This window comes from Deltaproteobacteria bacterium, assembly GCA_016931625.1.
Taxonomy (GTDB): domain Bacteria; phylum Myxococcota; class XYA12-FULL-58-9; order XYA12-FULL-58-9; family JAFGEK01; genus JAFGEK01.
The window spans coordinates 12,533-36,417 of record JAFGEK010000029.1 but is presented as its reverse complement, the minus strand read 5'-3'; the positions used below and the strand labels follow the sequence as shown (position 1 = coordinate 36,417).

The following is a 23,885-nucleotide window of genomic DNA, read 5'->3' as shown; positions in this document are numbered from 1 at the left end:
ACTTAACTAACTATGCTCAATTTTTACTGGGGTGACACGAGTTCGATTTTTGCCATGCTCACGATTAATCGCCGCTTGACCTAATTCAATGCCTTTAATTTCATTTGAAGTTTTAATCGCCTCAAGTATTTCTGATTTAAAACAAGAGTTCAGCAATTCAATATTAGGCATGATGCAATGGCCGCCGATATAACCTGGAGTAAATTGATGTTTGGGCAAGTAACCAACTTCACCAAAAAATTTATGTAATTCGTTATAATCAGCTCCACATGCTTTAGCAAAACGTTCGATGTTTTGCGCAAAAGCAATTAGTAACCCAAAATATGTGGTTTCAACAAGTTTTGCTAACTCAAGCGATTCAGGAGCTGATAGTATGGTGGTTTTCAAACCAACTTTTTTAAAATGACTAGCTATTTTCGATACGGCCTCATCGTCGGTCCCAGCAACAAATTTATGATAATGTAATAAGTCAGCTGCCATATTCGAATGTTTGCCACGGACTGGACTATAGATAGTTGGTATTTTAGTGCGTAAAGCGATATTCTTGGTGGTGCCGGGTACTACGGTACTGTGAATAATAATAGTTTTTGGTTTATATTTTTTTGCATATTTTTCAGTTGCTTCAATGAAATCGTTTGTTGGTGTATAAGGGTAACAAATATGCATATAGTCAACCGACTCGGTTATAGCAGCCGGTTTGATATCAATACCACACGCTTTTGGGTAAGCTTTTTTGATAAGTTCAAAAAGTGGCATACCAATTTCTCCCAAGCCAATAACTAATACTATTGGTTCAGCCATGTATCTGCTCCATTATATGTTGTAATAGTAACCATGAGATAAAATATTCATATTATAAAAACACCATTAAGAATCTATTACAGAATAAAGGTCATGTTTTAAATTATCCCACTGATATTGTCGGGCAAATGTTGAAGCTTGCAATCTTCGCATATTAGTACTTTCCTGATCCTTTATAGTATTAATAATAGCCGTAGCCATACTTTCGCAATTACCTGGTTCATAGAATGCTAAAGCATCTTCACTAAAATAGTGTTTGATAACTGGTAAGCGTGGAGCAATTGCCGGAATACCAAGATGCACATATTCAAGAAGCTTAACCGGTAGCATCATTTGTGTTGCTGGGTCACTACGATTTGGTACTAAACCAATAGTAGCATCAGCAAGAAGTTTAGGTAACTCTTCTACGGCAAATTGTTTATCTGCAAAATTAACCGCGTCATTAAGTCCTAAGTCAGCAATTAGAGAATGAAGAGCTTCTGCTTGATCACCAGTACCGAGAATATTAAAGCTAACCGTTGGGATACAATCATGAACGCGGCGAAAAGCATGTAGCGCCACATCAAGACCAAGACGCTGTGCAATAGTTCCATGATAAAAAATTCGTGGTGGTTCAAAAGATAAAACCGGGTTATCACGTGGGGGCCCAAAAATTTTAGAGTCAGGTACATTTAATATAGGTGTTATTTTGTTGCCATCAACACCACGTCGCATCAATAAGTCGCGATGAGGTTCATGAACACAAATAACACGGTCAGAAAATGCGCAAGCTATACGTTCTTGCATTACTAAAGCAGCAATAAGTGGATGTTGTCCACGCAAACCAAATTTCGATTGGTAAAGTTCTGGCATAGTATCGTGAACATCGAGTATGACTTTGACACCAAGCGGTTTAATTAATGCAGCTACAAAAACCATAAAATCAGGCATGGTGTGAACATGCACAACATCATAGCGCTTAGTAAAATGATGTTTAGTGATTAATGTTAAAGCTTGCCGAAAAAACCTTATATAACTTCTTATATATGCAATAGCGCTAGAACCACGGTAGCGTTTCGCAGGCAAATTAAAAATATTAACGTCATCAATTATCTCTTGACTGAGTTTACTGGCATTACCAAGGCTAAAAAAATCTACTATATCACCTCGTTGCGTTAATGCTGTAGCTTCACGTCGCGGACGAGCATCAGAACGATAGTGGGTATACGCCACCATGCAAATACGCTTGGTCATTTCTTTTAGGCGGTAAGCTGTAACACGACAGATGTATTTAGGGCTAGGCTAAGCTTAGGCGCTTTTACTTTTTAATTTATCATCGTTGTTTTTAATAAAGGTACGAATATCATCTGCCATATCAAGTAATTTAAGCCATTGTTCTTTATAAAGAGTAACCGGGAAGCGGCCTAAACCATATACAGATAATCCTCCCTTTTCACTAACCCTCATAGTTTGTGTACGTGAACCTTTTTTTAATGATTCATTTTCTGCTTTTAATCGTTCAAGCTCTTTTTTTAAATCTTCTTCAGACATTATAAATTCCTTAAATTTATGAGTTGGCGAAGAATACTAAGGCTTTAACTGTAGAGCAATATGTATGATTATTTTGCATTAACTAATATTAAATATTAACGCGTTGTATTACTAAAAATTATCTAATACGATTATCTAAGCCATGACTAAAAATTATGCAATAATGTCATAGAAAACAAAGAAATACGTAGAAGTTATCGCTTAATTGTATTCGTCAAGATCGATGGTAATTTCAGGTTCACCACCTGGTATAAAACGCACCGTTGTAAAAAAACCAGCAAGGCGTCCAGCATAGGCAATATTACCGGTTTCGCCAAAGCGCTCCCAACCAGATGCTCCAGGAGTAAAACTTTGGGCATCAGCTAGCATATCCTTTTTTAGAGCCCTGCATTCGATGGCGTCACGCCAAGCCAAGCATTCGCCACGAAAGCGAGAACCTTCGCGATTTGCTGGATTAAACAGGACATCAAGTACGAAATTTTCAAGTGCCATCTGACCTTGTTTAGCAGTATCGTCAGCTTTTACTGGCTGCAAATCTCGTTCTTCAACAAGCGAACGAAGCATCATTTCCTCCGATTTTAAAGCTCCGTACTTGCGACCAATCATATGTTACCCCAGGAGAGACTGTTTTTAAACTAAGAAATTCAATGATTTTTTAATATAATGTTACAATAGAGAAATCGCCGGTTTTTTGTGTATCGATATTTGGTAATCTTACAATGGTGCATTGTTCATTTTTTACTGAAAAAAGGAGTTTTTATGTGGCGAGGGATAAGTATTGTGTTGTTGTTTTCAGGAGTACTTTGCAGCTGTGGGGGTATTTCTAAAGAGGAGGCAATGCGGCAAGTAGATCAGCTAATCGTGTTATACGAAGAAAATCGTCCTAAATTTGTACTTCAAAAAAGTGAATTGGAGAAAGCTTCAAGCTGTGATCGCGCTACAGCTTTACGACAAGCGGCTGATGATAAGATCCGCGCTGCTTCTATGTCAAAAGAAAGTGATGACAACCTAACCAAAGTTCAAATGGAACTTCTCCAAGCAGAAAAAAATTGTCAGGCCAAATAGCATAAGCTGACTATTCATGGTTTGATATTAGAACATTTCTAGTTTTTTATTTAGGTAGTTAAATGGCAGATGTTTACTGCTTTGGTCATGTTAGCACTGGTAAAATAATCAGATTAAAAGGGCGCTATCCAGAACCTGATGGTTACTCTGAAATAGTTGAAATACTTGATAATCATTCTGGTGAGGCAACAGGTAGCGCCCTTGTTTTAGCTCAACTAGGTATCTCTGTTACATTAGAAGGCAATTGGATTGGCGATAATCATGAATGTCGACGCACCCTCGATTTTTTGCAATCTCGTGGTCTTGATTGTTCAGGATTGAAAGTGCAGCCAGGTTATCAAGGGGTTACCGAACTGGTAATTTCAGATGGCGAAACTCGTACGGTGTTTGGTCGATACATCGATTTACTTTTTACAACACGACAATGGGAAATGCCAAACATAGATAAAATTCGTGCAGCTAAAATTGCCTGTATTGATCCATCATTTGGTGAGGCAACCCTAATAGTTGCTCGCACTGCACATCATGCTGCTCGTAGCGTTGTTACATGCGACACTCGTGCTGATTCTGAATTAGCAACTCTTTCTGATATTATTGCAATATCTCAAGAATTTTTAAGACGTGAATATCCTGATGCCATGCATTCAGATACAATTCGCGAACAGCTTTTTTATAAATATCTTGAGCAATGTCCTGGTTTAGTGGTTTTTACCTCTGGTAAGAAACCACTATGGTACGGTCGTGGTTATAAATCCAATACCAACATCGAGCACCACATAGCACCAGGCAAACGTTGTGAAATGCCTTCTTTTAAAATCGAAGTAGTAGATAGTGCTGGTGCTGGGGATAGTTTTCGTGGCGGTTTAATCTATGGCTTATTAAGTAATTTTAGCGATGAAGATAATATTCGCTTTTCTTGTGCTGTTGCTGCCTTAATTTGCACAACATCACCTGGGTGCGTACACCCTCCGAGTTTATCGCAAGTTCAGGAGTTCTTGGCAGCGCATCAATTACGCAGTTAAACGTGATGTCTGTCCTGTTTCTTGGTTCTTTATCTCGCGATAATAATCAATTATTTTCTCAGTTACACGATCCCAAGAAAAATTTATAGCTGTCTGTCGACCACGCATGCCATAGTTCAATGCTAACGATTTATCATTGGCTATTGCTTCAATAGTTTCAGCAAAGGTGTTTATATTTGCTGTATCAATAAGTACGCCCTCACGATCTTGAGTCATTACATCGCGAAAGCCATCAATGTCTGAAGCAATTATAGGTATACCTGCAGCCATGCCTTCAAGTAGGGTAATACCGAATGAAGAAATACTCGTGGGAACACAAAGCATATCAGCACTAGCATAGTAAGAAGGTCTACTGGCGTTTATAAAGCCAGAAAAATACACAAATGGTTTATAAGCGGTTGGTACCATAGCTTCAAATGTAGGCCGCAACGGGCCGTCACCGACTATTATTAGACGTAAATTAGGGCATCGCTGGCTGGCAAGTATAAAAGCTTTGATCATGCGATCGAGGCCGTTACGAGGTTCGATACGCCCAACCCAAAGCAAATTGATGCGGCCATCGTCGAATTCAGAACGTCGAGGCAAGTCAGGATGAAACTGCGAAACATCAATACCGTTAGGAATAATGCGGCAATTCGTTTGAAAATATGAAGCGAGTGGTCTTGCTGCAGCTGGCGATACAGCAATTAAGCCATTTAAACGATTTAAATATTGTTGGCATTTTTTTTGAAATAGGCGCAATAAAAGGCTGCCCTCAAAGTTAGTATGCAGAGTGCCTATTGTAGTAGTAGGAGAACGGGTTAAAGCTAGCAGCGGCAACATTGGCGTTAGCGGCGCATGAATATGAATTATATCGAAGGCTTCATTTTCGAAAATATGCTGTAATTGATTACCGAGTTTATAACCAAGCGCCATACGTGCGATTGAGCCATTATTATAGATAGGAATGCTCCTGCCCACATGAATAACTGGAACCGCATGCGATCCTGCTAATTGTCGATCATAGGCACCTCGTACCCTAGGAGTAATGATGCGTACATCATGGCCTCTTACTAAGGCCTTTTGAGCAAAGTGATGCACATGCTCTTGAATGCCACCTAATGTCGGATAATAGTATTCGCTGATGATGCCAATTTTCATGAGCTAATCGCACAAAAAGTTAATGGTCGCGTATTCTCCAAGCTTTTGCTTGAATAATCACAATAGCTGCTGCGGTAAAAACAAGCGCATTATATGGCAATGCGCCCAATTTCCATAGTTTTAGACGCGTGGAAGCTAATACTGACCGCCATTGTAATGGTAAGTGTTTGAATGTATGTTTATGTGTTTGCGACTTTTGTGACATTTTAAAAACCTCATATATCAAGACGTATGGCAATGCCAAATGCTTCATTAATATAACAAGACATAATAAGTTTATTTTTTTTTATCTAGAGAGGAGACAAAACATAGCTATATGCGTTAAGTCCCGTCTCTATGCGTTTATTAAATTCTATAACAACCCATTTTTATTTTTTTGTTACTATTTTTCACAAATTTGCCAGATTAGCATTGTTTAATCTATGCGTAACATTATCTGTTTCGTCGATTTTATCTACAGGTTGTGCTTTTTTAAATGCTAGAGAAGCACGGTATGAATCGCTTAAAAATGAGATGAAAGATTACGAATATAATAGAAATCTCGCTGCTATTTGGCCACTAATGCTGCATTTTTTCGCCCAACAAAATTATCCTTTAGAAGGAAATGATCGCAAGATTACTGGCCAAGAAGGGCATGGTTTTGTCCGGGGTATTTTTAGTCGATCGAGTGAAACTAAAGAAATTGGTGATGGCCAACGCGCGATGGAAACCGATTGGAAAGGCCCTAACCGTTATCGCGTAGTAGGCACTGAAACGGGATCCAATCGTTGTAAAATTCATATTTTTCTTATTGTGCAAGATCATGGACAAGCCAATCGCGAGCGCATTGAGAATCGTGATTTTGAAATAGAAATGGCATTACGCGATCGTATTCAACCTGAAGAATTTGAAGATAAAGCAAATAGCGAATCAGAAGAAAACGATCTTAATATTGATGATAAAAAAGTAGATACGGAATTAATGGAAAGCGAAGATGATTCTAATGTTGTTGACAGCGGCGCAGCTAAAACCAACACATTAGATAGTGACAGCACAAATGGAGAGAGCAACAAGGATCAAAATTCACCCGAACAAGACAAAACAGAAATTAATACACCTTTAGATGATAACAACCAAACTTTAACTACTAAAAACCCTGAAAAAGATGCAGTTAATGCAGCTACTGAGACTCCTGAGGGCCAATCTAATTAAATAATAGGCCATTGATCGACAAGATCGTCACCAGATAATAATTTCAAGCAATTCGATCGCATTTTACTGGTGGTTTTTTTAAATGTCTCGTTGCCAGCGTCATGGTGATGTGTTAGGACCGCAGGCCAAGATAGCAAATAGATATGCGCAGGGGTTTGTAATGCAGCAAGTTCAGAGGTCATCCATGGAGTATGGGGATTTTGGGGTGAATACAAAACAGAATATACCTCTGAATAGAATACATGCACATGAGTTTATTAATACCATTGACCCACACGAACAGCGCATGTTAATTTGCCGCGCACCTAGCATGTCTTATAGGAGACTACGTGCACATACCATTGGTGCTGAACATCCTACACAATGCTTCAATGATATGGGCAGTAGATTATTGTCGAATTTATCAGATAAGTGGGCAGGTCATTGGGTTGCTCCCTTGCCTGAAAAGAGTAAAGCGTATAACCCGCAATTACCGAGATTTGGTTTATTCGGTAGTTGTGGATCGAGAGTGAACGCGACACCATGCTTAACCCGTCAGGCGTAGCCCGTCCGGTGCAGGCGTTGCGACTCAGGAAGGAGGCGGTAACTAAAAATCGCAACGGTATTTTTTTTTCCTGTATGACTTTTTGGGTCATTCTTCTTGCGAAACTTAAGTTGTAATAAAACGCAGAGGGGATACAAAAATGAGATCCATTCGGATCGTAAAGGCTTTAGCTTTATTGACGGTTGTTTCTGTTGCTTCTAGCGCTCAAGCTGCTGATGAGCGTCTTTCAATGTTCGGTTATTTCCGCGTGAGCCAAGGTGCTCAATTAAGCGGAAATAAAGGCCAACAGACCTTTTATGGTCTTTCTGGCGCTCCTGCTAAATTCCGTCTTGGTAATGAAAATGACTGGATGGAATTTGGATTTAATTTACTTGCCTTCAAGGGTGAAGACGGCACCATCGGTCACGCCGTAATCATGCTTGGCGGTAACTACGATCCCAATCACATTGGTGTTTGGGGTACAAGTTTTGCTGGTTGGGAAGGTAATTATAGCGCCAAAATCCAACAATTATATGTTGATTTGACCAAGATCCCTGGTCTTGACGCCACACTTTGGGCTGGTTCCAAATTCTATAAGCGTGAATACTCAGGTATTAACGACTTGTTCTATTGGTCACATCAAGGTTACGGCGCTGGTATTGAAGACATTGCTGTTGGCGAAAAAGCCAAAGTCAGCTATGCCATCATGAACGCCGGTTCTTCAGATGCTCATGCTGGTTACCTGCATGACTTACGCGTCAAAGCCGGTATCATTGAAGGCGGCAGCATTCAAGCTGGCGTAATGGTTGTAACTCCTATTGCAGCAAAACATGATGACCTCGATGTCGCATTTGGTGGCGTTGTCCAATATGTTCAAAATGTAATGGGCGGCAACAATCAACTTGCTTTCGAGTACGGCACTGGCGCAGTTGCTAACGGTAGCTTTGGTGCAAATGGTGGACTTGAACTTTCAAGACCCAAAGAAATCAGCAAAATGCGTGTAATCGACAACCTCAATATTAATCCAATGCCTGGTCTTAATTTAGAGGTTGTTGGTATTTATGAAATGAACAAAGACAGCGATGCTGACGTCACCGTAACAGCTATTGAGTTCGGTGGTCGTGTTACTTATGCTGTTGCTAAGCATGTTCAATTGTTGCTCGAAGCTGGCTTTGATCAAGTTACGCCTGATGAAGGTGATGCTGCTAATTTAATCAAAATTACCCCAGCTATCGAAATCTGCTCTAATCCTGGTGGCGTACCACGTATTCGTCTCTATGCTACCTACGCAACCTGGAATGATGCTGCCAAAGGTTCAGTTAAAGGTGGCGCATCAGGTATTGGTCCCCGTCCTGACGACTCCAATGGTCTTCAGATCGGTATCCAAGGCGAAGCTTGGTTCTAATCAGCTAGCCTAAAGTAGTTAAATGTAAATGTTGTAACTTACGCCCGATTTACTTAATGAAAGTAAATCGGGCGTTTTTTTATGGGGTTACTAATTTCAAATTTGGTATACGGTTAAAGTTTTTGATGTTTCTAGTAAAAAGAGAGGCCTTTTGTGAAAGGCAGATACCAGCAATCAAATAATCAGCCATAACAATACCATCGCCGCGAGACTCCAAGTCAACGCGAATTTTTGCAGCAATAGTAGAGGCATTATGGTCGAGCACTATAATGTTGAGTGCATCAAGTAGACAAGTTACCGCATGTTTTTGTCGAGCAGAATGAGCCCCAGAGTTGAGTTCAAAAGCAGTAATAACTGTTGTGGCAAATGAACCTGACGAAATTTCTAAAGCAATACGATCAGCAATTGGCTGATAATCACGTAAAAAATCAATAAGTACATCGGTGTCGGCAATAATCATCGCCAGAATTTTCGTATAATTTTGCAGTAATTTTCTAACTCTTCTGCTTCTGTTTCAGGTAGCTGACCACGAAGTTTAATTGCTAAGGCAATTGCCTCATTTTTTTGCTGGTCACGCAGATACAGAGTTAGGGCCTCTTTAACGATGGATGAAAAGCCTTTTTCACCACGACGCCCAGCAATTTCTAAAAGTTTCGATCGTTGTTCATCAGAAATATCTATGGTTGTTCTCATTATCTATACAATAGCGCGCATGCATATGCATGTAAATAATACAAATGATTTTTCTCTTGTTTTTAAAAGGAGAATATTTTATATTTATTTTTATTATTTAAGGGCTTCCTTATGAAAGCTGCTAGCTTAATTATTAATCGAATCGCTGTGACTATTAACTTAACAGTTAATGTAGTCGTAGTACTGATTGTAGCTAGCGCGCCGTAGGGGTCTTTAAATTATCGATCAACCCCCTCCGGCGCGATGACCGGCGGGGGCTGCCCAAGTAAACATACCCCGCCTAAATCGAATGCCCGAGGGATTAGCCTTGGGAGTCAACTGTGACTTTTTTAACTGGTGCCGAAATTGTTGTGAAATTGTTAGAACGCCAGGGTGTGAAGTTTGTTTCTGGCATTCCTGGTGGAAGTAATTTGCCACTTTATCATGCGCTAGCGCAATCTTCGCAAATTCGCCATGTACTTGCGCGACATGAGCAAGGTGCTGGTTTTATTGCAGAAGGTATTGCGCGTAGTAGTGCACAAGTTGGTGTGTGTTTTGCCACATCAGGACCCGGTGCGACAAATATACTTACTGCACTAGCAAACGCTAAACTCGATTCAATTCCTCTTGTTTGTATTACCGGACAAGTTAATCGTAATTTATTAGGTACTGACGCTTTTCAAGAAGTTGATACCTACGGAATTAGTGCGCCAATTACTAAACATAATTTTTTAGTACGTAGTGCCGATGAATTAACAACAATCATTCCAAAAGCATTTCATTTAGCAACTTCTGGTAGACCTGGGCCAGTATTGATTGATTTACCCAAAGATGTGCAGCAAGAAAAGATAGAAATTAGTGAGTGGCCATCACCAGGAATGCCTGATGTACCACCATCTATTAGTTTACAAAAAATTAAACAAGCTGCTGATTTAATCAATAACGCAAAGCGACCAGTACTTTATCTTGGAGGTGGTACACGTACACTCCAAGCTGCACAATTGTGCGAAAAGCTAGCTACTAAAAGTAATATTCCTGCGGTTAAAACATTGATGGCATTAGATGTTTTGCCAACTGTTCATCCAATGTCTTTAGGGATATTGGGTATGCACGCAGCTCCATTTACCAATGTAGTTCTCGAATATGCTGATTTAATAATAATTTTAGGTGCGCGTCTCAATGATCGCACCACTGGGGCAATCTCATATTTTTGCCCAAAGGCTCAAATAATTCATGTCGATATTGATGCCGCAGAGTTGGGAAAAAACCGTATCCCAGAAATTGATATTTTAGGTGATGTCAGTGTGGTGCTAGCTGAATTATTGCCCAAAATAAAAGCACAAAAGCGATCTGCTTGGCGACAAAAAGTATGTGAAATACGAGCACAATATCCAATGCAACCGATAGAAAATGCAGAAGTACAAAGCGCTTATGGAGCAATTTTAATAACAGCGAGTATTGCCGGCAATGATGCCATAATCACAACTGATGTTGGGCAACATCAAATGCGGGTGGCACAGGTTTATCCATTTGCCAAGTCGCAACAATGGCTCACCAGCGGTGGCCTTGGCACTATGGGATTTGGTCTACCTGCTGCATTAGGGGCAGCTCTTGCAAATCCTTATCGGAAAGTGATCTGTTTTAGTGGTGATGGAAGCCTTTTAATGAATATGCAAGAAATGGCTACCGCAGCGGAAGAAGAGCTATGTATTAAAGTTATTCTGTTTGACAACAAGTCGTTAGGTTTGGTTGGACAACAGCAAGATTTGTTTGTTGGTCAACGTTTTGCTACTGACTACCGTACTCAGGTTGATTTTGTCGCTATTGCTAAAGGTTTTGGGTGGCAAGCTTACGATTTAGCTTGTGAAACAAATCCACAGCAAGCCTTAAAGAGTGCCATTCAGTCAGCTAAACCAACGTTGATACGTATACCTATAGCAGCAAATGAACATGTGTTTCCAATGGTTAAACCTGGTAGCGCCAACACTGATATGATTATGGAGATGCCCAATGTCTAAGCATGCTAGTTCTTCCATGAATACAAGCTACGCTTATAGTAACGCTCAAAGTGATTCACCTCGTACAGTTTTGTTGCTGTTGGTTGATAATCATCCACACGTCATGGCTCAGGTAAGCGGGTTGTGTGCTCGACGTGGTTATTGCCTTACTTCAATGATTTGTTTGCCTGACGTGAATGGCCAAAGACAAATATGGCTTGAGCTTAATGATATAAAATTAATGCCCCAAGTAATACGTCAATTACAAAAACTGCATGATGTACAATCAGCAAGGTTGATTACCAATGCCTCGGTATTTCTTGATACAATTGAAAAACTAGCCACTAAGTCTATAGATGATTGGGGATGAGCTACGGCACTGTATATTAAGTTATTCTTCGAAAAGCGCTTTATGTGTATTTGCGTCAGCTAAGTTAGCAAAAGCATAGGTCGCTCCTGCACTTTGTAGCTGTTCAATACTGTATTTGCCGGTGGCTACTGCAATGCTAATCGCACCAACTGTATGAGCAGCAGCAATGTCACGAGGAGTGTCGCCTATTACTACAACTCGACAAGTTTTTACATCATATCCGAGCTTGGCGGCACCGTGCATAGCGCCAATGCGGATAATTTCAGGTCGTTCTTCATGATCACTACCAAATCCACCAAAGCTGAAATACCCATCAAGGTTTACACTCGCGAGTTTTATTTTAGCACCACGTTGAATATTGCCGGTACCAAGCCCTAAAGCAATCGTGTTTTGTTTTGCGTAAGCGAAATTAAGAACATCTAATATGCCAGGATATACATAACACGCACTTGTATCATTAAGCTCAATTTTAAGGCGTTCAACATAGTTATCGAGAATTTGTGTGATGGTTTTTTCAATATCGCTGTCAGAACAATGCAAATCAATAAGCGATTGGCGCACAATGGCGCGATCAGTTCTGCCATCGAGACTAAAAGCTAGTTTGTACGCAGTACCCACGGCTTGACTGATTGCTTGTTCAAGGGCACGTTTGCCAGCACCACCAGCACTGAGAAGGGTACCATCGATATCAAAAAGTAATATTGTCGGACTCATCATAATAAAATCTACAGTAAAATTTTGGTGTTTTAACGCTTGCAACTAACTCAATTTCTGTAAATAGCAATAATTACAAAAGGCGCAAATTTTAAAACTCCTACCCTTGTACAAGTGTAGGAGCTTTAGTTACATAAATTTACTTAAAAAACCTTTTAACATGAAGAATTATTACAAACATGAAACCTGAAAATATTCATTGGCATGAAGGTGAAATAACTCGAGAACAGCGTTGGCGTGATTTAAAAAGCAAAGGGGCAACTATTTGGTTTACTGGTTTATCAGCATCAGGCAAAAGTACTATCGCATCAGCTTTAGAAAAAGTGCTAGTTAGTCATGCGATACATGCTTATCGTTTAGATGGTGATAATGTTCGTCATGGTCTCAACAATAATTTAGGTTTTTCGACCGAGGATCGTGCTGAAAATATTCGTCGTATTGGTGAAGTTGCAAAGCTATTTGCTGATAGTGGTTCTATTGCAATTACTAGTTTTATTAGTCCTTATCGAGCAGATCGTGATAATTGCCGTAAACTTCATGTTGATAATGATTTAGACTTTTTTGAGGTTTTTCTTGATGTGCCTTTGTCCGTGTGTGAGATGCGTGATCCTAAAGGAATGTATAAAAAAGCACGTGCTGGGTTGATCAAAGGTTTTACTGGCATTGATGATCCATACGAAGCCCCGTCATCTGCTGAATTAGTGCTTAATACTGCACAAAAATCGGTCGAAGAATGTGTACAGGCTTGTCTTTTATTATTGCTTAAAAAAGGTATCATCGAAATACCATAAAAAGTTGAGTAAAAAATAATGCATCATGCCACCGCCTGGGCTCATCCTAATGTTGCATTGATAAAATACTGGGGTAAGCGTGATGCAAAATTAAACTTGCCAGCCACTGGTTCAATCTCATTAACCCTGAATAATCTGATAACACGTAGCTATGTGCGTTTTAATGATTTTGAACAGGACCAAGTTAATTTAAATGGTCAACTGGCCGACGCGACAACAACTGCTAAAGTCATACGGGTTTTAGACGTTTTAAGGCAAATGGCTGGTGTAAATTTGCGTGCCATAGTTGAAAGTCGAAATGATTTTCCCACAGGTGCAGGTTTAGCTTCATCTGCTTCTGGTTTTGCTGCACTTGTAGCAGCGGCGGCGCATGCTCTAAAGATTAATATTAAGCTTGAAACACTTTCAGGTATTGCTCGTTTAGGTTCTGGTTCGGCAGCTAGATCAATATTCGGTGGTTTTGTAGAAATGCATAAAGGAGAACTTAATGATGGTAGCGACGCCATTGCTAAACCTTTATGTGATGCAGAAAAATGGCCAATTGCGGTTATAGTGGCAATCACCAGCAATGAAGCTAAGAAGGTGCAGTCAACCTCCGGTATGGAACATACTCGCAATACATCTCCATTTTGGGATAGCTGGGTTGTTTCGACAGAACAAAATATCAAGCAAATGCGAGAAGCAGTTTTAGCGCAGGATTTTAATCAAGTTGGAGAATTGGCTGAGCATAGCTGTTTAAAAATGCATGCCTTAGCAATGTCGGCTCAACCTGGATTACTTTATTGGAATAGTACTACCCTAGCTTTGATATCGACTATATGCAAATTACGACAAAAAGGTTTAGCTGTATATTTTACTATCGATGCCGGACCGCAAGTGAAAGTACTATGTCAAGAAGATTCAAAGGCGATCATTAAAAAAGTTCTTAAAGAAGTGCCTGGGGTTATTAAGCTAATTGATAGCGGGCCTGGAGGCGCTGTAACAGCTAAAGGGGGATGTTGTGACTAAAGCCAGTGCTCCAGGTAAGTTAGTTCTTATTGGTGAATATGCAGTTTTAACCGGGGCGCAAGCTTTGGTGATGGCAGTTGAGAAAAGAGCGAAGGTTTCGATTTTAAAATGGCCCACTTCTGTTGATAGCAAAAAAAATGTAGTAAACTGCTACATTAATGCACTTGCGTTTTCACTGCAGACGCAAGCATGCCAAATTATAAATAGTCGATTCAAATATATTTCGCCAGTTAATGATGAATTACGCAACAAACTTATTTTTATAGAACAGGCTATAGTATCTGCGTCAAAATATATTGCATCACAAGGTGGGGTGTTATGCGATTTCTCAATTACTACTGATACGTCTGATTTATATAGTGATGATGGCTGCAAACTTGGCTTTGGATCAAGTGCTGCGCTTGTATCCGCTACTTTTATTGGTTTGCTAAAGTTTGCAGGGATTACTGAAGTTAATTGTAATAAAGTTTTACCTCAAATCGTTGATGTGCATCGTCAAGCTCAAGGTAGTGGCAGTGGTATTGACGTCGCAGCTGCGGTGATGGGTTCGGTGATTCAATTCACTTTAGGTAAAGATAAACAAATTTCGGTTAAAAATGTTAATTTACCTAAAGAATTGCAGTTTGGTGCGGTCTCAACACGGCAAGAGGTTAATACTGCTTCAATTTTAGCGGCGCTTAAACATTATCGCAAACGTGATAGTATGACTTACGGTAAGCTAATGTCACAGTTGAGTCAAATTAGTCACGAAAGTATTAATGCAATTGAGCAACAAGATACTATAAGGTTTTTGCACGCGATATCTGATTATAATGAATTGATGATAAAATTAAGCGATACAAGTGGTATAGAATTAGTTTCTCAGACGCATAGGCTACTTGCTGATATTGTTGTTAGTAATGGCGGTTATTATAAACCATCAGGGGCGGGAGGTGATCTTGGACTATTTGCGTGCCGCAATCAAAGCACCATGAAAAAAGTATCTGATGCAGTATTACAAGAGGGGTTTGAAATAGTGCCATTAATTGTTGCTGGCGATGGTGCTATCGCCTCATGAAATATCTAAAATTACTATAACCTGGAGTTATGATGGAGCGTTCGCGTATCCCTGGTTTTTTTCATCGTACTCGTGAACAGCGTTTACAATTACTTAACGAAAGGGGTTTCTTAAATAGCGAAGACCATCGCTTACTTAGACTTAAACAGAATATTCTGTCTTGTGATGTAGCTGAACATATGAGCGAAAATGTACTTAGTGTGTTTGGCTTGCCATTGTCCGTTGGTGTTAATTTTTTAATTAATGAAAAAGATTATGTTGTTCCTATGGTAGTTGAAGAACCATCCATAGTGGCAGCATTGAGTTCTATTGCACGAACTGTTCGTAAGGCGGGTGGTTTTTGCTGCGAAGCTGATAATCCATTACTTATTGGTCAAATTCAAATTACTGATATTTCTAATTTACAAAGCGCAACTGACGCCATTTTGCAGAATAAAGAAGAAATATTACAATCAGCTAATAGTATACATCCAAATTTACTCGCTCGTGGCGGCGGTGCTTGTGATCTTGAAGTCATGAGTCATGTTGCCTCTTCTAATAATCGTCAGATGCTGGCGTTGCATATATTGGTTAATACCGTCGATGCAATGGGCGCCAATCTTGTTAACTCTATGTGCGAAGGAGTTGCAGGTTTAATTGAAAAACTTACCGGTGGTCATGTTGTTTTACGTATACTTTCAAATTTGACTGATCGTGCATTAGTAAGAGCAAAATGTAAACTCTCTTGTGACCTGTTGGCTAGCAATGAATTCAAAGGTGAGCAGGTTCGCGATGCAATAATTATGGCTAATGAATTTGCTTTGGTAAATCCTTATCGTGCTGCTACGCACAATAAAGGTATCATGAATGGAATTGATGCAGTGGCTATCGCAACCGGTAATGATTGGCGTGCAATTGAAGCAGGAGTTCATGCTTATGCATCCCGCAATGGTTATAAAGCACTTACTGATTGGCATTGTAATGTTCAAGGAGACCTTGTTGGTAGTATCGAATTGCCAATCAAGGTTGGGATCGTTGGTGGATCACTGCAAGCCAATCCGAGTGTCGGTATTTGTTTAAGAATGTTAGGAATAAATACAGCTAAAGAGCTAGCACAAGTAATGGGAGCGGTTGGTTTAGCACAAAATCTTGCGGCTCTACGTGCTTTAGTTACCGAAGGTATTCAACGTGGTCATATGTCTTTACATGCACGAAGTGTAGCGGTAACTGCAGGGGCCTCACCAGAGATATTAGAAAAGGTTGTTAACGAACTAATTTCTATCGGTGATATTAAAGTACGTGTCGCAAAACAAATCGTACAAAGATTAACTGTAACGCAAATTGCGCCGAGCAAACGTTTGGGTAACGATAATTGCATAGGTATTGGTCATGGTAAAGTTATTATATTAGGTGAACATGCTGTTGTTCATGGTAGCCATGCCTTAGCAGCACCGCTGCCAATGGCAGTCGAAGTCAAAGTAAATGCTGCGGATACTCCCGGGCTGCAACTGCAAATGCCCAAATGGAATATAGCAATTCAATGGCATCAGGACGAAGCACCCAAAAATTATTTTGAACAATGTATAAATCTTATTCTGCAAGAATTTAAAATTACCAATGCTTCATTACATTTTGAAGTATTTTCACAAGTACCAAAGGCCATGGGACTTGGCGGATCGGCTGCATTTGCTGTGGCTTGTATTCGTGCGATTGCTAAAATTTATAATTTTGACCTTGCTGATATTGCAGTTAATAATTTAGCATTTAAATGCGAAGAAATAGCACATGGAACACCTTCGGGGGTTGATAATACCTTAGCTACATTTGGACGATTACTATTATATAAACGAGAAAACCCGCCAGTAATGCAAGCTTTAAAAGTGAGTGAGCCAATACCTATTGTAATTGGTGTTAGTGGTTTAGCAAGTTCGACTGCTAAAATGGTCGCAAGAGTTAGGGCTGCTTTTGAAAGCAATCGTTCATTATATCGGCGAATTTTTAATGAAATTGATGCGTTAACTATTCAGGCGGTACAAGCTATCGAAACAAATAGGGTAGAAGAATTAGGAGTATTATTAAATGTGGGTCAGGGTTTACTTAATGCCTTGCAAGTATCTTGTTGGGAACTCGAAGAACTTATTGAAATAGCTCGACGTAATGGAGCTATTGGTGCAAAGTTAACTGGTAGCGGTGGTGGCGGTTCAATTATTGCAGTATGCCCGGATAGTGCGCTGCAAGTTGCTGATGCTATCAAGCAAGCTGGTTATCGTAGCCTAGTAACCCAAATAGGTTGATTTTTAACAGAAAGTTGATTAGCGTGATTTCGTCAAATGCAATAGTATCTTTTGATGATGAGCCTCTTATCTTGGTGGATGCTACCGATACAGAAATCGGTTTTGCTAAAAAACAAGAATGTCATGCTGCTAATGGTATACTGCATAGAGCATTTTCAGTGTTTTTAATAAATGATGATAATCAAGTATTATTACAACAACGTTCAGAACAGAAGAGTTTATGGCCGCTTTTTTGGTCAAATGCTTGTTGCAGCCATCCACGTCGCGGTGAAGATTTAACCCAAGCTGTAGTTCGTCGATTAAGCGAAGAACTAGGTGTCAATGCATCGGTAAATTATTTATTTAAGTTTCAATATCAAGCATATTTTAAAAATATTGGTGCAGAAAATGAGCTATGCCATGTGTTTATAGGTTGTTTAAATAAGGCGATATCACCAAATAAAAATGAAATTGCAGCCACACGATGGATTCTCGCTGATAAACTAGACGGAGAATTACTTGAAAACAATATAAATTATACCCCATGGATTAAGTTAGAATGGCAACGCATTCGTGGTGAATTTGGTGGAAATTTGCAGTTATTGGCAGGGTAGATGATGTTTTTAGTAATTTAGTAAAATCGCGATTTTTTACCGTTTTGCTAACAACAAAATTAAAAATGATAATGATATAATACCAAACGACACATAGAAACCATGTGTTACTGCTGTAGATATTGCATCGTCTCCATGTTTAGCTAAAATCGTTGTATATACTGCACCAGCGGTGGCAACACCAAGCACCATTCCAAGATTACGTGATGAAGCAAGAATAGCGGCAGCAATACCTTGACGATTACGTGGTGCTGCACCCATCAATCTACTATTGTTGGGTGAACCAAAGAGACCTATACCTAGGCCACAAATCGCAAGATTTAGTGCCACATGATTTAATGGTGTATTTGAGGTGAGGTAAGTTAACCAAAAGAAGCCACACGCCAATACAAAAAGTCCAATTAGACTAATTAGTCTTACACCTAAACGATCCGAGAGTGCACCAGCAATAGAAGCAACGATCATCATGGTTGCTGGTTGCGCAGTCATTATTAAACCTGCATGAGAAATATTAAGACTGCGATCTTGTATTAAGTAGAATGGCATTAAAAAAATTAACATAAACATAGCAATATAAATAGTATTTGCAGAAAAAGCTGACACTGAAAAGGTTAGGTTTTTAAATAGAGATAAATCAAGCATTGGTGCTTGATGTTGATATTCATATTTTAAAAAGATTGTCAGTATGATGACGGCGCTAAGTAATAAACTTATGATTATCTTGGAACTCCATCCCCAGGCATGCCCCTGATTTAAAGCTAATAATAGTGAAAAGAGTCCAATAAAAAAAAGCGAAGCCCCAACTTTATCAAAATGCGTAGATTCATGCTTTTGGTTATCATCTGGTATAGAACGATAACCAAGATATAAGGCAACAGCACCAACAGGAACATTAAGATAGAAAACTGCGCGCCAGCTTAAATGTTGAGCTAACATTCCCCCTAATGACGGACCAATGGTGAGTCCTAAATAGGTCATGGTTGCTTGTAGACCTAAAGCTTTGCCGCGTTGTGTTGCAGGAAATGTTTTAGTTAGAATTGCTGGTGAATTAGCGAAAAGCATTGCCGCAGATAATGCTTGTAAGGCTCTACAACAGATTAGCCAAGTAAGAGTTAAAGCTAGACCACATAGTGCTGAACTACTCATAAAGCCTATAAATCCGGTGAGATATAATTTTTTATGTCCGCGTAAATCTCCTAATCGCCCAAATGTAAGTAAGACACCACTGACAACAAATAGGTAAACGGTAGTCACCCATTCAATAGCGGCAACATTAGTATGAAAGGTTTGGCGTAAAACCGGCAAAAGCATATTTACAATGCTGCTATCTAATGCAGACATAAATGTACCAACACCGATAGCAAATAGTACAAACCATTTATTAGAAGGTGAGGAAGCTGGTTCAGTTGGCATAATTTAAAGAAAAACTAAGATAATGATGGGAGATCAAGAATTTCGGCAAGAGCGTCAAGAAGATGAACATCTGGCTCAACAAAAGCTACGCCAATACCATCATCAGCATGTCGAATTACCTTTGCCTTGCTAGTATAGGTATCATCTCCCCATACAAACCAAATGTCTATAGCCGAGCCTATTTGCGGCCGAGTTGCTGTTTCAACAAAGAGTCCGCTTAAACTAATGTTGCGTGTACGACCGGGTGGGGTGTCTGAATCGACAATACCTACGAACAGATTTACTGGATGACGTACATGTCGACTAGTAAGCTTATTAGGTGCCATTACTTCTATATTACACAATTTTTGTCAGAAAAGTGTAATCTTATGCATTAAAGATGATCAAAAACTTATCATGCGTATCTATTTGTTTTCTAAAAGAAAATATTATTCATTATTAAAATAAGCCTTTACGTGAAATTGCAAACGAGTTTATGTTAACACATATGTACCAAGAAATTAGCCCAGGGGAAGTTGCTAGTGAGTTTTATACTAAAATCGACAGCGATCATGTTCGCTGTGATTTATGTCCCAGATATTGTGTTTTAAAAGAAGGACAACGAGGATTTTGCTTTGTGCGTATGGCCCAAAATGGGCAGATAGTTATGACTAGCTATGGTCGATCAAGTGGATTTTGTATTGATCCCATAGAAAAAAAACCACTCAATCATTTTTATCCTGGAACACCGGTTCTTTCATTTGGGACAGCGGGATGTAATCTCGGCTGCAATTTTTGTCAAAATTGGGATTTGTCTAAAGCAAAAGAACATAGCCGTTTATTGCAACAAGCTTATCCGAAAGCTATTGCCCAAGCTGCGGTTGCAGCGCAGTGCAAATCAGTAGCTTTTACTTATAATGACCCGGTTGTTTTTTTCGAATACGCCATTGATACTGCGATAGCTTGTCGTGAACAGAAAATTGAACCAGTAGTGGTCAGTGCTGGATATATTAATGACAAACCACGTGAACAGTTTTTTGCTCCAATGAGTGCAGCCAACATTGATTTAAAAGCATTTGATGCAAATTTTTATCGAAAATATTGTTTGGCTGAACTCGAACCAGTGAAAGAAACTTTAATTTATATAAAGCAAAAAACTAATGTATGGCTTGAGATAACTACATTGTTAATACCTGAAGCGAATGATTCAGAATTAGAAATCGGGAAAATGTGTGAATGGATATTGGAGGCACTTGGACCTACAGTGCCTGTGCATTTTACAAGTTTTCATCCGGACTATAAGTTAACTGATCGACGAGCGACTTCTGCCGCTACGCTTAAACGAGCACGTCAGCAAGCATTAAATTTAGGATTACATTATGTATATACGGGTAATGTTTATGACCCTGACGGGCAAAGTACTCTTTGCCCAAATTGTCAACAAGTAGTCATTGGTAGAAATGGTTATGATATAAGTACTTGGGCTATTGATGATAATGGTGGTTGTTTAAATTGCCATACTACAATTTCTGGGCATTTTGAGAAGACTCCTGGTAGTTGGGGAGCAAAACGGCAATCGATTGTAATTAAGTAGTTAAAAAATATTGGCTTGTGTATTTTTAAAATTGCACTGCAAGAATTGGTAATGCGGCAACTGCTGCAGCGCTACTATAATAGTAGAATTGATTATTGCGAGCGAAATATCCACTAACACCTATGGCAATAGTCGCAGGGGCAACAATTGCTAAAGCAAAAAATTCGCCTAAACCTGAATATGGATCATTGCTAGAAGCTTTGTTACTATGCAACATAAAATAACTGAATAGTGAAGCACCAGCACCTACTAGCAAACCATAGTTAACCCAACGCATAGAATTTTGCTTGGTATTATTACGGTGCAGTTTATTTTGCATATATATAGCAAGACTCAAGTATCCTAATCCAGTAATAGCTGCCGTAGTATTTTTTGCAACAACCGGTAGAGGAGTTTCGCCAATATATGTTTTTCCTCGGGCGTTATAGTTGTTTAAAATTTTTCGAATTTTACGTCCTTCGCTTGTTATATACCTATAAGTATAATCTCGTGCAGTGTCTCCCATGTAATTTTTAATATTAGGGTCGGCACCATACTTAAGCAGTAAATTCACAGCCTCTATATGTTGACTTTCAACTGCATACAATAAAGCGCTTTTGTTGTATTGATCGATTGCATTTATATTTGCACCTTTTTCTAAGAGTAATAAAGCAATTTCGCTTTGACCAAGATCAGCTGCTTTCATTAAAACTGTAAATCCTTCTGTATTGGGATACGTGTCAGTTGGACATACAAAATTAGCGTTGGCACCATTAGATAAAAGTAATGCCACAGTTTTTTCATTACCTGAAGATACTGCAGCAATTAGCGCATGGTTTAAATAAGATTTATCACTAGTACTATTAGAAACATACGACAGCAAAAATTCAACTGTTGTTGTTCTACCATTTTCGGCTGCGTTGATTAGTGCTGGGGTGTAGAAAGATTTGCATATGGATGCGTTACATTTTTCAATAAGAAATTTTACCAATTCTAAATTTGCTGAAACTGCAGCTGCTTGAAGTGCTGAAGTGTTTTGTTTATTTGTTTTTGTAATACTTTGACCTGCTGTTAAAGAATTTTTAACTAAGTTAATATCTCCTAATCGTGCTGATAGTATAAGTAAATTATTTTCATCATTATCTATCGCCTTAATATTTGCTCCATGATTTATAAGGGAATATGCGGTATTTAAATGGCCTTTAGATAATGCGGAAAGCAGTGCAGTATTTCCATCTTTGTCACGCGCTTCAAGTTTAGCTCCATGACGAAATAGAATTTCAACGAGTTCACTTTTACCGAGAACTGCTGCAATAATTAATGGAGTGCGACTCATATTATCGGTAAGTTCTAATTGAGCACCAGCGCTAAGCAATATATTAACAACTTTAATATCACCGTGCCTGACTGCAGTCATTAAGGCTGTTGATTTGCTAGCATCGGTAACATCAACATCAGCGCCAGCTTTAATTAACAAAGGTAAAAGCTCTGGTGCCAATTTTGCAGCAGTGTGTATAGGTATACAGACTGCACTATGAACATTTGGATTTGCACCATGTTTAAGTAATAATGCAGCAACATCCCAATTTTTAGAGAACATAGCATTTAATAGGGCAGTGTCTCCCATTTGATTTTCAATATTGGGATCAGCATTATAATCGAGCAAAAGTTTTATGAATTTTAGCTGGCCTTTATATGCTGCAGAGGTAATGGCAACATTGCCTAAATTATCTTTTTTATTTGGATCTGCACCAGCTTGCAGTAAAAATTGAGCAATCTCATATTGATAAAATGCAAGTGCCTTTATTAGCGGAGTGGTACCATGCTTATCGGGAAAGTTTGCATCAGCGCCATTGCTAAGTAGTCTACGTACTTCTTTTAGGTTACCTTTGCTTGCAGCGTCACAAAGGTCATCTTGAATATTTGCTATTGCTAAAGTGGGAAAAATAAATAAAAGTAGGATAATATATACTTTAATCATTAGTGAACTCGATTTAAATCAATACAATTTACCTGAGTTTGGATTAAAATATCAAATAATAAACAACTAAGAAATGAGCCATTAAAATGCGAAAGACTAAATCACTATATTCATATTGTCTAGTTATTTTTATCGTGTTTTTTTATATTGTGGCGCTAAATTCCTCTATCGCTCAAGAAAAACAGAATAATCCAATAAAAACCGAAATAACAATTCCAATTTGCTTACATATTACAGGTGAAGATGCGCAACCTATAAAAGAATATTATGATAAGGCCATTGTTAAAGCACAAACATTTTTTATTACTACAACTGCTGTATTTTCCTTGCGATATATTCATTACAATGAGCCTTCGGTGCAATTTGTGCAAAGTGCTGATGAACGTGACGCTTTAGCTAAATATGTTAATGAGGATGATTGTGTACATGTATTTTTAGTTCCAAGACTATTTGATTTAGACCATAAAGATACAGATATTGCCGGTAGACATTGGCAATATCTTGGGCGTGAAAAGAAATATCAAAAAAGAAGATATATTATAGTAGCACCTCAATCTTTTACCGTTGATGTTTTAGCTCATGAGCTTGGACATTTTTTCGGCTTAAAAGGTCATCATAAAAGTCCTAAAAATCTTATGTACGCAGCACCAGATGACCCAAATCCTGTGCTAACTTCAGTACAGTTGCGTATATTACGAAAAGGTGTTGTTTTATTTAATAATAGCAAAAATTAACAGAAATTTAGCCAATACAATCGCAAATTGCATCAATACAAAAGAGATTAATG

General features: G+C 38.9%; 26 protein-coding genes. 14 read left to right on the top strand and 12 right to left on the bottom strand.

Annotation, left to right across the window (positions count from 1 at the left end):
- Positions 1-6: 6 nt before the first annotated feature.
- The 4 genes from JW841_02695 to JW841_02680 all read right to left on the bottom strand — a co-directional run bounded on the left by JW841_02695 (position 7) and on the right by JW841_02680 (position 2,937).
- Positions 7-801, bottom strand: coding sequence for a hypothetical protein (locus JW841_02695; GenBank protein ID MBN1959832.1), 795 nt, complete (start codon positions 799-801; stop codon positions 7-9).
- 66 nt (positions 802-867) lie between these two features.
- A complete protein-coding gene (locus tag JW841_02690; GenBank protein MBN1959831.1) occupies positions 868-2,034 on the bottom strand; it encodes a glycosyltransferase family 4 protein in 1,167 nt (388 codons plus the stop codon).
- Positions 2,035-2,088: 54 nt separating this feature from the next.
- Positions 2,089-2,331 carry a hypothetical protein gene (locus tag JW841_02685; GenBank protein ID MBN1959830.1) on the bottom strand — a complete coding sequence of 81 codons (243 nt, stop codon included), beginning with the start codon at positions 2,329-2,331 and terminating at the stop codon, positions 2,089-2,091.
- 201 nt (positions 2,332-2,532) lie between these two features.
- The gene (locus JW841_02680; GenBank protein MBN1959829.1) at positions 2,533-2,937 is read right to left on the bottom strand and encodes a hypothetical protein; all 405 of its coding nucleotides are present in this window, start codon (positions 2,935-2,937) and stop codon (positions 2,533-2,535) included.
- Positions 2,938-3,090: 153 nt separating this feature from the next.
- On the opposite strand from JW841_02680, the gene JW841_02675 reads away from it, so the two are divergent.
- Together JW841_02675 and JW841_02670 are read left to right on the top strand one after the other, a co-directional pair.
- Entirely contained in the window at positions 3,091-3,396 is a 306-nt protein-coding gene (locus tag JW841_02675; GenBank protein ID MBN1959828.1) for a hypothetical protein, read from the top strand.
- 62 nt (positions 3,397-3,458) lie between these two features.
- Positions 3,459-4,418 carry a carbohydrate kinase family protein gene (locus JW841_02670; GenBank protein MBN1959827.1) on the top strand — a complete coding sequence of 320 codons (960 nt, stop codon included), beginning with the start codon at positions 3,459-3,461 and terminating at the stop codon, positions 4,416-4,418.
- Here the strand turns inward: JW841_02670 and JW841_02665 are convergent.
- Positions 4,407-5,558, bottom strand: coding sequence for a glycosyltransferase family 4 protein (locus JW841_02665; protein MBN1959826.1), 1,152 nt, complete (start codon positions 5,556-5,558; stop codon positions 4,407-4,409). The genes JW841_02670 and JW841_02665 overlap by 12 nt on opposite strands.
- Positions 5,559-5,577: 19 nt before the next feature.
- Positions 5,578-5,763, bottom strand: a complete 186-nt coding sequence (locus tag JW841_02660; GenBank protein ID MBN1959825.1) for a hypothetical protein — start codon at positions 5,761-5,763, stop codon at positions 5,578-5,580.
- Between the two features lie 206 nt (positions 5,764-5,969).
- Between JW841_02660 and JW841_02655 the strand changes: the two genes are divergently transcribed.
- The 3 genes from JW841_02655 to JW841_02645 all read left to right on the top strand — a co-directional run bounded on the left by JW841_02655 (position 5,970) and on the right by JW841_02645 (position 8,677).
- A complete protein-coding gene (locus JW841_02655) occupies positions 5,970-6,749 on the top strand; it encodes a hypothetical protein (protein ID MBN1959824.1) in 780 nt (259 codons plus the stop codon).
- 82 nt (positions 6,750-6,831) lie between these two features.
- On the top strand, positions 6,832-7,293 hold the full coding sequence (locus tag JW841_02650) for a hypothetical protein (protein MBN1959823.1): 462 nt from the start codon (positions 6,832-6,834) through the stop codon (positions 7,291-7,293).
- Between the two features lie 139 nt (positions 7,294-7,432).
- The gene (locus JW841_02645; protein MBN1959822.1) at positions 7,433-8,677 is read left to right on the top strand and encodes a carbohydrate porin; all 1,245 of its coding nucleotides are present in this window, start codon (positions 7,433-7,435) and stop codon (positions 8,675-8,677) included.
- A 79-nt stretch (positions 8,678-8,756) separates the two neighbouring features.
- Here the strand turns inward: JW841_02645 and JW841_02640 are convergent, their stop codons facing one another.
- Together JW841_02640 and JW841_02635 are read right to left on the bottom strand one after the other, a co-directional pair.
- Positions 8,757-9,137, bottom strand: coding sequence for a type II toxin-antitoxin system VapC family toxin (locus tag JW841_02640; GenBank protein ID MBN1959821.1), 381 nt, complete (start codon positions 9,135-9,137; stop codon positions 8,757-8,759).
- The gene (locus JW841_02635) at positions 9,134-9,370 is read right to left on the bottom strand and encodes a hypothetical protein (protein MBN1959820.1); all 237 of its coding nucleotides are present in this window, start codon (positions 9,368-9,370) and stop codon (positions 9,134-9,136) included. Before JW841_02635 ends, JW841_02640 begins: the two co-directional genes overlap by 4 nt.
- A 320-nt stretch (positions 9,371-9,690) precedes the next feature.
- Between JW841_02635 and ilvB the strand changes: the two genes are divergently transcribed.
- The gene (ilvB, locus tag JW841_02630; protein MBN1959819.1) at positions 9,691-11,367 is read left to right on the top strand and encodes a biosynthetic-type acetolactate synthase large subunit; all 1,677 of its coding nucleotides are present in this window, start codon (positions 9,691-9,693) and stop codon (positions 11,365-11,367) included.
- Positions 11,360-11,716, top strand: a complete 357-nt coding sequence (locus tag JW841_02625) for an ACT domain-containing protein (GenBank protein ID MBN1959818.1) — start codon at positions 11,360-11,362, stop codon at positions 11,714-11,716. The genes ilvB and JW841_02625 overlap by 8 nt, the downstream gene beginning before the upstream one ends.
- A gap of 21 nt (positions 11,717-11,737) precedes the next feature.
- On the opposite strand, the gene JW841_02620 is transcribed toward JW841_02625, so the two are convergent.
- Positions 11,738-12,433 (bottom strand): HAD hydrolase-like protein, encoded by a 696-nt coding sequence (locus JW841_02620; protein ID MBN1959817.1) that lies wholly within the window; start codon positions 12,431-12,433, stop codon positions 11,738-11,740.
- A 176-nt stretch (positions 12,434-12,609) separates the two neighbouring features.
- Here JW841_02620 and cysC point away from each other — a divergent pair, with 176 nt between their 5' ends.
- The 5 genes from cysC to idi are packed head-to-tail and all read left to right on the top strand — an operon-like array spanning position 12,610 to position 18,152.
- Complete coding sequence (cysC, locus tag JW841_02615) at positions 12,610-13,221, top strand: adenylyl-sulfate kinase (GenBank protein ID MBN1959816.1); 612 nt, start codon at positions 12,610-12,612, stop codon at positions 13,219-13,221.
- An 18-nt stretch (positions 13,222-13,239) separates the two neighbouring features.
- Positions 13,240-14,229, top strand: coding sequence for a diphosphomevalonate decarboxylase (gene mvaD / locus JW841_02610; protein ID MBN1959815.1), 990 nt, complete (start codon positions 13,240-13,242; stop codon positions 14,227-14,229).
- On the top strand, positions 14,222-15,286 hold the full coding sequence (locus JW841_02605; GenBank protein ID MBN1959814.1) for a hypothetical protein: 1,065 nt from the start codon (positions 14,222-14,224) through the stop codon (positions 15,284-15,286). The genes mvaD and JW841_02605 overlap by 8 nt, the downstream gene beginning before the upstream one ends.
- 32 nt (positions 15,287-15,318) lie before the next feature.
- Positions 15,319-17,559 carry a hydroxymethylglutaryl-CoA reductase, degradative gene (locus JW841_02600; GenBank protein ID MBN1959813.1) on the top strand — a complete coding sequence of 747 codons (2,241 nt, stop codon included), beginning with the start codon at positions 15,319-15,321 and terminating at the stop codon, positions 17,557-17,559.
- Between the two features lie 26 nt (positions 17,560-17,585).
- Positions 17,586-18,152, top strand: a complete 567-nt coding sequence (gene idi, locus JW841_02595; GenBank protein MBN1959812.1) for an isopentenyl-diphosphate Delta-isomerase — start codon at positions 17,586-17,588, stop codon at positions 18,150-18,152.
- Positions 18,153-18,188: 36 nt separating this feature from the next.
- Here idi and JW841_02590 read toward each other — a convergent pair whose 3' ends face one another.
- Positions 18,189-19,565, bottom strand: coding sequence for an MFS transporter (locus tag JW841_02590; protein MBN1959811.1), 1,377 nt, complete (start codon positions 19,563-19,565; stop codon positions 18,189-18,191).
- A 14-nt stretch (positions 19,566-19,579) separates the two neighbouring features.
- Complete coding sequence (locus tag JW841_02585; protein MBN1959810.1) at positions 19,580-19,891, bottom strand: PilZ domain-containing protein; 312 nt, start codon at positions 19,889-19,891, stop codon at positions 19,580-19,582.
- Positions 19,892-20,052: 161 nt separating this feature from the next.
- Here JW841_02585 and amrS point away from each other — a divergent pair, with 161 nt between their 5' ends.
- Complete coding sequence (gene amrS / locus JW841_02580; protein ID MBN1959809.1) at positions 20,053-21,138, top strand: AmmeMemoRadiSam system radical SAM enzyme; 1,086 nt, start codon at positions 20,053-20,055, stop codon at positions 21,136-21,138.
- A gap of 25 nt (positions 21,139-21,163) precedes the next feature.
- Here the strand turns inward: amrS and JW841_02575 are convergent, their stop codons facing one another.
- Positions 21,164-23,098 (bottom strand): ankyrin repeat domain-containing protein, encoded by a 1,935-nt coding sequence (locus JW841_02575; GenBank protein ID MBN1959808.1) that lies wholly within the window; start codon positions 23,096-23,098, stop codon positions 21,164-21,166.
- An 86-nt stretch (positions 23,099-23,184) separates the two neighbouring features.
- Here JW841_02575 and JW841_02570 point away from each other — a divergent pair, with 86 nt between their 5' ends.
- Positions 23,185-23,832 carry a hypothetical protein gene (locus JW841_02570; GenBank protein ID MBN1959807.1) on the top strand — a complete coding sequence of 216 codons (648 nt, stop codon included), beginning with the start codon at positions 23,185-23,187 and terminating at the stop codon, positions 23,830-23,832.
- Positions 23,833-23,885: the final 53 nt, after the last annotated feature.